Origin of the sequence: Ruegeria arenilitoris, from assembly GCF_013032445.1 — a bacterium.
GTDB classification, from domain to species: domain Bacteria; phylum Pseudomonadota; class Alphaproteobacteria; order Rhodobacterales; family Rhodobacteraceae; genus Ruegeria; species Ruegeria arenilitoris_F.
Window position 1 is genome coordinate 1 of the sequence record NZ_WQCA01000054.1, and the last position, 9,328, is coordinate 9,328.

Here is a 9,328-nt window from a genome sequence, read left to right on the forward strand (position 1 = left end):
GCAGGTGATCCCAGCCTTCGAGGATATGTTCAAACCCCAACACGCCATATTGCCATAGCGTCTGGAGAAGCCCCTGTTGCGCGGGCAGCGTCACAGCGGGAGCATCCGGCGTCAGCCGGAAGGTCGCCATGTTCACCGTGTCCAGATATCCCACCCGCAGCAAAACGTCCGTGCGTTGCGCTTCAAGCTTGTCGATCCGTATCGCGTTGCCACGCAGGTCTTCGGTGCAGGTCATGCGCCAGATCTGAGTCCAGGCGCGACCGTCAAAGACTGGTGCATCAAAGGTGGGCGCGGTACAGACCTCCGGAAGCACAACGTCGATATCCATTGGAGCGCCCCGAACATCGGGCTTGCGCCAGAACACGTACCAGTCGCTATCGGTCTCCTGCGAGATTTCCAGATACCCCGGCTCCAGCGCGTGGGCATGGCTAAAGGCGGGCACCAAAAGCCCAACCAGCAGCGCGATCACGGGCAGAAGATGCCTCATGACTCACCCGCGGGCATGCCCGTTGTCCCAAGGTCTTCGATCACATAGGTGGATCGCAGATTGTCTATGAACAGTTCCGTCGCACGCTCGGCTTGCTTCTCGCGCCAATCTGCCAAAACGCGATCCCGGATCGCGCCAAAAGGCGGTAAGACGGCATCCCATCTGTTGTCGATCCGAACCATGTGAAGCCCGAAAGACGATTGAACAGGTCCGCTCCACTCCCCCAATGGCAAGAGCTGCAGTTGATCAAAAAAGCCCGTTCCAAAGTTGCTATCAACCGAAGTACGAGCGCTCAGTTCAAACCCTGCCGGAAGTAATGATGTCTGACCCAATTGGCGGTGATCTTCCCCCGTAGCCAAACGTGCTCGCGTCTGGTCGACAAACGTGCCGCTGGGATTTTGACCCAGGTAAACAAGGCTGGCCGCAATGCGCGGGGGAGTCGTGAACGTCTCGGCATTGTCCGTCAGGTAGGTCTGCAGCACCTCATCCTCGGGGCGGGCCGCGCCTGCCTCGGAGGTCAGAAGAAAGTTCATCTTCTGCACCATCCGGTTGCGGATGATCTCATCATTGCCATCCAGCCCCAGCGCCAGCGCCTCGCGGTACAGAACCTCGCGGTTAAGCCAATCCTCTTTCATATTGGCCAGCTCTTCCGCTGTCGGAGGGCGCCGCCAGGTGTCTTCGAACTGGCCGGCCAGAACATCGATCTGCCGCTGATCAATGATGATGACCCGTGGATCCGAACCCGCAGACCACTCGCCCGGTTGCGCAAGTTTGAACCAGCCAAAGATCGCAAGGCTGAGAAGCGCAAAATGGACAAAAGGTTCCGTCACAATCCGCCGGATCAGGCTTTGCTTGCGTATCGACGGCAGAGCCCCAGATGGAGGGTTCGTTGTTTGCCAGCTCACATTCATCAGATCATTACCCATCTCTTCAGACGCCCTTGGGCATCAGCAGTTTCAACGTAAAGCTCACCGTGTCGGCGGCCGAGATCGTGTCATCGTCAAAGTTGTGTTCGTAGGACAAGGACCACTGCCAGGGCAGACCTCCGCCTTTGACGAGCCTGGACACTTTGACCCCCAGCGGCAGGCTGCTGAATTCGCCGGCTTCCCAATCATAAACGAACACCATCTCGGATGTTCCGGCGGACCAGCCATTGCCAAGGTTGTAATTGAACACGGGCTGGATTGTGGACAGGTTGACATCTGGCCGGTCGTCATCTCCGGCGACGGTGAAAAGGTTCTGGTTGAAAAATCCCCAGAGCCCCCATTTTTCCTGTTTCGCAAATCCTGCCGCTGGTCCCAGAGCCCATTTTTCCGCGCTCAATCCATCCTCACCGGTGGGCAACAGAGCCACGGCACCCACTCCGAAACGACCCCAGCGCCGATCAAAGGTTATGAGGTCAAACAGGGTGGTGTCGCTCAGCCCCGACTGCCCAGTGGCGCTGTCCGTCACATATGGCAGTGTAAGCCGTGCAATGTGGTTGGTTGATCCCAACGTAAACGGGATCGCGGCGCGGAACTGTACCAGACTGCTGTCCTCTGGCGAGTTGTGCAGATTGAACGAATGAAACCCTTGCAGCTGAAACGACATGATCGACGCCGTCGGATCGTTGGCTGCAGATTGCAAAGACTCAGATGTCTCCTGTGCGTGGATAACGCAAGGGACCAGAACTCCTGCAATCACCCATGACAGTGTCAGCTTCATGTTGAAAATCCCGCAGGTCAGAACGCTAATGAAACCACGGCCGTCAGGATATTGCTTTCGAACCGCCGCTTTGCCGCAAACTCATGTGTGTATTTAAGTTTGAGGGAAGCTTCGGCGCCCAACAGCGTTCCGCCATCATAGGTAACAAGCGGCCCGATACCGCTGACCTGAGCCCGCAGGCTACTTGCCCCCAGGGCGATCCGGGTAAGCTCAGCACCCGCGCCGCTGTCATCTTCAAGCTGATGGTAGGTATAGCCAGCTAGGCCAACGCCCCAGCCCGAGCGGAAGCGCTGCACCACCGCACCTTCTAATTGAAACGCGGGAGCCGTCTGATAGTCGGTCGCATCGTTTTCTTCGCTGAACAAAAGGCTGGCCGCGCCTGAAACCTCAAAACCACGTTCCGGAACGAACCACGTCGCGGCAAAAAAGGGCTGAAAAGACCAGAAATTCTTGCCCGCATTCAATACGTGAACTGTGCGCTCCTGCAGATTGACGGATGCCGTATTATACTCGCCAGTTGGCGCATAAACGGTCAGCCCCGTGCTGTAATGTAGATTACCGCGGTGCCACCCCATCAAACCTGTCAGGCTGATGTCCCCGAAGCTGGAGAGCGTGTCGTCAATGTTCGCACCCTCCAAAGGGGGGCGGATTGCAGTGAAGGTCAGCTCTGCGATGGGAAAAGGAACAGTTAAGTTAAAGGCAGGTGTTCCGCCAAAAATTTCGGCGTCGAACACCTGAGTAACACCCAGTCGCCAGAGATTAAGTTCAAGGTCTGCGTCCGCTGCAATCGGAAGCCCTGCAAGCGAAACGCCGTCCACGCTGCCATCAAGATGGTCGAATGTCAGGCTTGTGTAAGTTCCCGGCTCGGGGACAAAACCCGCAAACGTATCTCTGGTTCCCAGAAAATAGGCGCCCAACCCTCCTTCAACCGCAATTGCTGGTTTTACCGTCAGAAAAGTAAGGGCAGCAATGACGGCCGCGCCCATCATCGGGCGCTTGTCACGCAAAAACATCTTCATTTGTCACCTCGTTCAAATCACTTCACGCGTTTGCCGCGCTTTTTTCGAGTTTTAGGATCAGGGCGTGTACCAAATGGGTGAGGTATAGGCCCGTTCCTGAATAGTCTCAGGCGCGCCTTCAGGCAGTTCGACACCAAAGAACTTGCGGTCATAGGTCGTCCAGCGCGGGGTCGGGATTTCCAGAACCCGCACGTAATAGAACGCGCTCTGATCAGGATCGAAATCCGGGTCTTCCCAATAGCCGCCTAATATCGCCTGACCGATATCGTTTGTATATGTGGCCTCTTGCGCGTTGACGGTATTGCCGACCACCCCATCGCAGGCCGCGTCAATCACCTCGCGCCCGCCGCAGGAAATGTCGTAGACCTTCTCGCTGGTGGAGCCATCCGCATTCAACCAGCCCTTGATGACCTGCACCCGGTCCAGGTTGGCCCCATCGGGATCACGCAATGCCCGAATTAGGAATCGCGGCGCACGGCCTTCACTCTTTCCCAGATCACCCCCCATAGGTACGCCATTGGCGTAGCCATGCGCCGCGAAGTCCGACCGAGGGAGGTCGGATGCTTCAAATTCATACCCGGCAAACACACGCACACGAAGCCGCGTGCCCGAGGTCGCATAAACCTCGCGCCGCAACATCGCGTCAAAGATTGCCTCGCGCGTATTCTCGCGCGCCCAAACTGCCGCCAGACCGGACGCTGATGTTTGCCACGCATGGATCGCATTTTCAGGCGCACCCAGTCTTCCGGCGATGGTTTCTTCGAACCGAACGGGGTCAGCAGTGGGTTCAAGCTGCGCAACCTTTCCAAAGAAACTTTCTTCACGCGTTGTGGGCAGCGAGGTATGCGCGTCTGTTGATCCGATCATGCCGAATTTGAAAGGGTTTGCACCCAATTCAGCTTCGTAAACCAGACCCCTTCGCAATGCTGGTCGAGCGTATTCGTTCGGCAACATATCCGGTGTTTTCGCATCGGAGCCAAAATTGGCCGTGTCCCATGTTTCGAAATCCGCGAATTCGTCGTCCGGTGACAGCATCGGATGCGCTTCACCGTCCCCTTTCATCTGGGTGACCTCGTAGATCGGTTCCCATCGCGCGCGACGCTCGGCAAAGGCCTGATCAATTTTTTCATCCGAGCCATACCGGGTGTCGTCGAACATCAGCCCGTTTGACAGGTTGCCGTTGTGCGGAATGGCAAGCACGCGCCCACCCGTTTCTTCCTCAAGCGCCTCCATCCAATCCCAAAGGTCTTCGGGGTTTACGCCTGCATCCGACGAAAGCGGAACACGGGCGTTCGCGACGTCCTTGCCGTCGCGGTAAACCACCACGCGGTGCATGTTGTTTCCATTTGGAGTTGAAGACCATTCGAACCCAATAATCGCCGAGAACAAACCCGGTTCGTTTGCGGATTCCGCTGCGTCAATTGTTTCTTCCCACGGACCACGCGAGAAATCGGGGTTGTTCGAGTATGGGTTCTTACCTTCAAACCGGGAGCCGGCCCACAGGTTCCACGCTTCTCCAGCCGCCTCGGCTGAACCATCCTTGACATAACCATGCAACGTTTGACCGAATTCGGTATCCAATACTGCGGGGTCGTCCCGCTTGAGCATGGGCGCGACGCCAAGCCCTTCGGCGTGATCCGAGATCACCAGCCAGTCTAACGGACGAATGAGGCGCACGGTAACACCCATCGAAGACTCAACCTCTTCGCCCTTAGCGAACCGAAACGCTTCGGCAGGGCCAAGGTTGTTGCCGATCATTCCGGCATCCGGCGAATAGGATGTGTGCAGGTGGGTATCACCAAAAAGGACCTGATTAGGGAAATCCTGTTGGGGGTAAGGTGAGTACTCACGCTCGCCCGGATTCGGCGGTGGTGCGTCCTGAGCGAAGGCCGTTGAGTACAAAGCAATGATGGATACCGTAAGCGCTTTTAGATACATGGTTAAATCCTCAAGATGGCGTGTACCAGATGGGGGATGTATAGGCCCGTTCCTGGATTGAAACCGGAGCGCCGTCGGGCAGTTCGGTGCCAAAGAACTTGGCGTCGAAGGTTGTCCAGCGCGGGGACGGAATTTCAAGCACGCGAACGTAGTAGAAAGCCGACTGCGTCGGGTCGAAATCGGGGTCTTCCCAGAAACCGGCCAGAATGGCCTGACCGATATCGTTGGTCCAGGTGGCCGTTTCCTGATCGACCGTATCACCGACCGGACCATCGCACGCCCCATCTATCAGCTCACGCCCGCCACACGCGATGTCGACGACCCGTTCGGTAGTGGTGCCGTCAGCATTCATCCAGCCCTTAACGATCTGGACCCGATCGAGATTGGCCCCGTCGGGGTCTCGTAAGGCTCTCACCATGAAACGCGGTGCGCGACCATCGCCCGAAACGGCCAGACTCGCGCCCATCGGTACTCCGTTCTCATAGCCGTAAGTGTCGAAATCCGAGCGTGGCAGGTCCGTCTCTTCAAAGTCATATCCTGCAAAGACACGAACTCTCATGCGCGTCCCGGTCGTCGCAAAAACCTCGCGTCGCATCATGGCGTCAAAGATGGCCTCGCGGGTGTTTTCGCGCGCCCAAACGGCTGCCAACCCCGAGGCCGATGTCTCCCATGCCTTGATCTGGTTGGCCTCGTCGCCGAGCCGGTCAGTAATAGCTTCATTGAAGCGCATCTCGTGGGCCGAAGGCTCAAGGGCTGTGATCTTGCCAAAGAAGTTCTCTTCGCGGGATGTGGACAAGGACGTATGAGCGTCCGTCGATCCAATCATCCCAAACTTGAACGGGTTAGCGCCAAGTGCGGCCTCATGTTGCAGACCCAGACGATAGGCCGAGCGCGCATATTCGCGCGGAAGCATTTCGGGTGTTTTGACCTCGGTTCCGAAACTGCCTTTGTCCCATGTCTCAAAGTCCGCGAATGCGTCATCCGGAGACAAGGCCGGGTGGGTTTCCCCGTCCCCTTTCATCTGGGTCACCTCGTACAGAGGCTCCAGACGTTGCCGCCGCTCGGCATATTCTGCGGACAGAGGTTCCCCCGAGAACCGTTTGTAATCAAACATCAGCCCGTTGGACAGGTTCCCATTATGTGGGATGGCCAGAAGCTGGCCGCCGGTTTCGGACTGGTAGTCCTCCATCCAATCCCACAGCGCCTCAGGATCATTGCTAAGCTCATTGGACAGAGGAATACGGGTATTCGCCTCTTCCTTGCCATCCCGATAAACGACGACACGGTGCAAGTTGTTGCCGTCCGGGGCCGAACTCCACTCATATCCGATAAAGGCGGTAAAGCTGCCCGGCACATTGGCCTCTTCAGCGGCATCGATGATCTCTTCCCACGGAACCTTGGGGACATTCTGATCCGACGCCAGATGGTTCGTACCTTCATAGGCGCGGCCCAGCCACAGGTTATAAGCAGCTTGTGTGCTTTCGATCGTTTTCTGGTTGACCAGTTCGTATAGCTCTGCGCCCAGTGGATCTTCCAACAATGTCGGATCAGCGCGTGTCAGCAGCGGGGCGATGCCAAGCCCGTCGGAATGATCGGATACCACCAGCCAGTCCAGTGGTCTCTGCAATCTGGCCGGGATGCCCGTGGACGCAACCACCGTTTCGCCTTTGGCAAATTTATAAGCATCCGAGGGGGACAGTTTGTTAAAGACCAATCCGGCATCCCACGAGTAAGACGTGTGCAGATGCGTGTCGCCGAAAAAGACCTGATTGGGAAAACTCTGATCCGGATATGGGGAATATTCAGCCCGATCTGGCGCAACATTGGGCGCATCCTGCGCCACTGCCGAATGTGCTAATATACCTGCAATGCAAGTCACAACAACGCAAGTGACCGCAGAAGTCGAGAATAGAAGTCCACGAGAACCCTGAGCGGAATACATCTCCAATGCCCCCATAATACTGTTTATTATCAGGTAATTACGCTATTGTAACGTGAACGTTATTGGGCAAAGCTAACAGAACGGTTTGCCAAATACTTTCCCATATGGGGTAATTGAGATGAAGAAATCCGAGGTTCAGCTTTTTCCCATTTTCTCCTCCGCCTGGCTCAAAGGTGTTTCGGAAGACAGTCTGGAACAGCTCAAACAGATTTCGGAAATCGTCACGTACAAGGACAAGGAAACGATTTACGCTATTGGTGGGCCGCAAAGCTTTCTCTATGGCACCGTCTCGGGAAAGGTTCAGGTTCGCCTCGCCCTGACCGAAATAGAGCCGGTCTTGGGTCATATCCACCACCCCGGTGCCTGGTTCGGTGAATCAGAGTTGTTGCTTGGCGTTGACGGTCTGGTGGAAATGAAGGCCGCAGGCGGTGTCAGATTGGTCAGGATCGCCTATTCCCGGTTTCGGCCACTGGCCAACGAACGCCCTGATCTGTGGGAGGCATTTGCCCGCCTTGCCTCGATGAATCAGCTGCTGGCCATGTCAGCGGCCAATGACCTTGCGCAACGAAACACACGCAAACGCATCACGGCCGCGCTTTTGCGATTGGGCGGATGGCGTGGCGCTTTGCAGGGTGCCGAACCGACAGACACCGTTGTAGCCAGCCAGCAGGAACTTGCGGACCTGTCGAATATCGCCCTGTCTAAGATCTCGGTGTATTTAGGAGAAATGGCGACCGAAGGCCTGATACGCTTGGAATATGGTCGCACCGTCTTGCTCGATTTGGACGGGTTGCGTCGCGTAGTCGAGGAATAGAGCTATGCTTTCTGGGGCTCATCATATGCACAACCGATTTTGGGAACGAACCCCCCTGACCTTTTCTCGGGTTTTAACAATTGTTTTGATCTTCTGTTTTGGGGTGTTCGGCCCACGTTCGGCTTTGGCATGCCAAATTTGCGTCACGTTGCCCGAGAGTTCACTTGCGGATCATTTGATCACGGCAGATGTCGTTGTTTTGGCGGTACCGGCGCCGGACAGCGCATTCGAATTTACTCCGCTTCAAATCGTTAGAGGCACACAGGACGATCTTGAAAGACTTCCCGAAATCCCCTTTCTAATCGACAGCACAACCCGCGCGGCGTTCCGTGCTGATCCCGAGATGACAGTTCTATTGACCTACGGGACTGTCGCCAAGGATGGTGCCGGGCGCGGCTTGTCGCGGAAGTGGACAAGGATATTCACTCTGACCCCCGAGCGCAAAAAATTCCTGGATGCGCTTTGGGCTGAAGCAGAGCTGAGGCAGGATCGCACAACGGCATCCGATGCGCGCGTTGCGTATTTTGCCCGATACCTTTCGCACGAAGATCGGGTGCTAAGAGATACTGCCCTGATCGAAATCGACCGAGCGCCTTACCCAAGCATCCAGATGTTGCGCAACTCGGTTGCTGCAGACGAGTTGCTGCGCGAGTTCGATAGCCTCTCTCGTATGAGCTTCGTTCCGGTCGCGATCCGATTGCTGGGCCTGCAGGTCGACGATGACAAGGCCACGCAAATTGTCCGATCACGGTATCCCAGGTCGGTTCTTCTAGGCTCGGGGTATGCGTATGATTGGGCTCTGGCTGGGATTTCTGTCGATGGACCAGACGCGATCGCGGCTGTCGACGCCGCGTTAGGGTCGGCAAACCTCAAGCAGGACCATAAACGATCCCTCATTCGCGCCTTGGCAGACTCAGGTACGGTCTCGCCGGCGATCAGAGATCAGATCATCAGGATCTTTTCTCGTGAGTTGGAACAGGATCACTCGTCGGCTTTGGAGATTGCGATTGCCATGCGCAATTGGAATGAAATTCGTCTGGACAGCCAGTTTGCACCCTTGCTCGAAAACGAAGACGTTGATCCGGTCACGCGGTTCGTCATCCAAACCAAACTCGCTCCAATTGAGTGACAGCCTAAGATTTCGAACTGCGCTGAAACTGCTTATTGGTTAATCGCACAAATTAAGGCAGTTGATCTTTCTTTCGTAATGCAATTGCCAATCCTGCCAGACGTTGATTGAAATCTTACTCATACTTGGTTGATCTGAACGTCCGGTTCCTGAAATACCAACTATTCATTTGGCAGGGCAGCGAAGGTCTGCTTCCCGCCCAAAACGACAAATGCTAAGTCCATCACCTAAGTCGCCTTTGGGCTCGAACCAGCCGTCCGATGGCTTTGTTTAGATGACAGGTTTGTGGTTGCGA

Annotated in this window: 7 protein-coding genes and 1 pseudogene; 2 read left to right on the forward strand and 6 right to left on the reverse strand. The window is 56.0% G+C overall.

What is annotated here, in order from left to right; genetic code table 11:
• From GOW98_RS24820 to GOW98_RS24845, 6 genes and pseudogenes are all read right to left on the reverse strand, one after another.
• Nucleotides 1–487, reverse strand: a pseudogene (locus tag GOW98_RS24820) (HupE/UreJ family protein); the annotation flags it as partial.
• Nucleotides 484–1,392: a peptidylprolyl isomerase gene (locus GOW98_RS24825; protein ID WP_170337249.1), complete on the reverse strand. Its 909-nt coding sequence runs from the start codon at nt 1,390–1,392 to the stop codon at nt 484–486. The gene GOW98_RS24825 and the pseudogene GOW98_RS24820, both read right to left, overlap by 4 nt.
• A 25-nt stretch (nt 1,393–1,417) precedes the next feature.
• The gene (locus GOW98_RS24830; protein ID WP_170337253.1) at nt 1,418–2,191 is read right to left on the reverse strand and encodes a hypothetical protein; all 774 of its coding nucleotides are present in this window, start codon (nt 2,189–2,191) and stop codon (nt 1,418–1,420) included.
• A 17-nt stretch (nt 2,192–2,208) separates the two neighbouring features.
• The gene (locus GOW98_RS24835; RefSeq protein WP_170337256.1) at nt 2,209–3,210 is read right to left on the reverse strand and encodes a SphA family protein; all 1,002 of its coding nucleotides are present in this window, start codon (nt 3,208–3,210) and stop codon (nt 2,209–2,211) included.
• A 57-nt stretch (nt 3,211–3,267) separates the two neighbouring features.
• A complete protein-coding gene (locus tag GOW98_RS24840; RefSeq protein WP_170337259.1) occupies nt 3,268–5,148 on the reverse strand; it encodes a DUF3604 domain-containing protein in 1,881 nt (626 codons plus the stop codon).
• A 10-nt stretch (nt 5,149–5,158) separates the two neighbouring features.
• Nucleotides 5,159–6,991: a DUF3604 domain-containing protein gene (locus tag GOW98_RS24845; RefSeq protein WP_367646903.1), complete on the reverse strand. Its 1,833-nt coding sequence runs from the start codon at nt 6,989–6,991 to the stop codon at nt 5,159–5,161.
• A gap of 217 nt (nt 6,992–7,208) precedes the next feature.
• Here GOW98_RS24845 and GOW98_RS24850 point away from each other — a divergent pair, with 217 nt between their 5' ends.
• Together GOW98_RS24850 and GOW98_RS24855 are read left to right on the forward strand one after the other, a co-directional pair.
• A complete protein-coding gene (locus tag GOW98_RS24850) occupies nt 7,209–7,904 on the forward strand; it encodes a Crp/Fnr family transcriptional regulator (protein ID WP_170337265.1) in 696 nt (231 codons plus the stop codon).
• Nucleotides 7,905–8,079: 175 nt separating this feature from the next.
• Nucleotides 8,080–9,033, forward strand: coding sequence for a hypothetical protein (locus tag GOW98_RS24855; protein ID WP_170337269.1), 954 nt, complete (start codon nt 8,080–8,082; stop codon nt 9,031–9,033).
• Nucleotides 9,034–9,328 lie beyond the last annotated feature (295 nt).

Excerpts from the sequence above, each read along its gene's own strand:
- GOW98_RS24830 (WP_170337253.1), bottom strand. The coding sequence starts at position 2,191 with ATGAAGCTGACACTGTCATGGGTGATTGCAGGAGTTCTGGTCCCTTGC.
- GOW98_RS24835 (WP_170337256.1), bottom strand. The coding sequence starts at position 3,210 with ATGAAGATGTTTTTGCGTGACAAGCGCCCGATGATGGGCGCGGCCGTC.
- GOW98_RS24840 (WP_170337259.1), bottom strand. The coding sequence starts at position 5,148 with ATGTATCTAAAAGCGCTTACGGTATCCATCATTGCTTTGTACTCAACG.
- GOW98_RS24850 (WP_170337265.1), top strand. The coding sequence starts at position 7,209 with ATGAAGAAATCCGAGGTTCAGCTTTTTCCCATTTTCTCCTCCGCCTGG.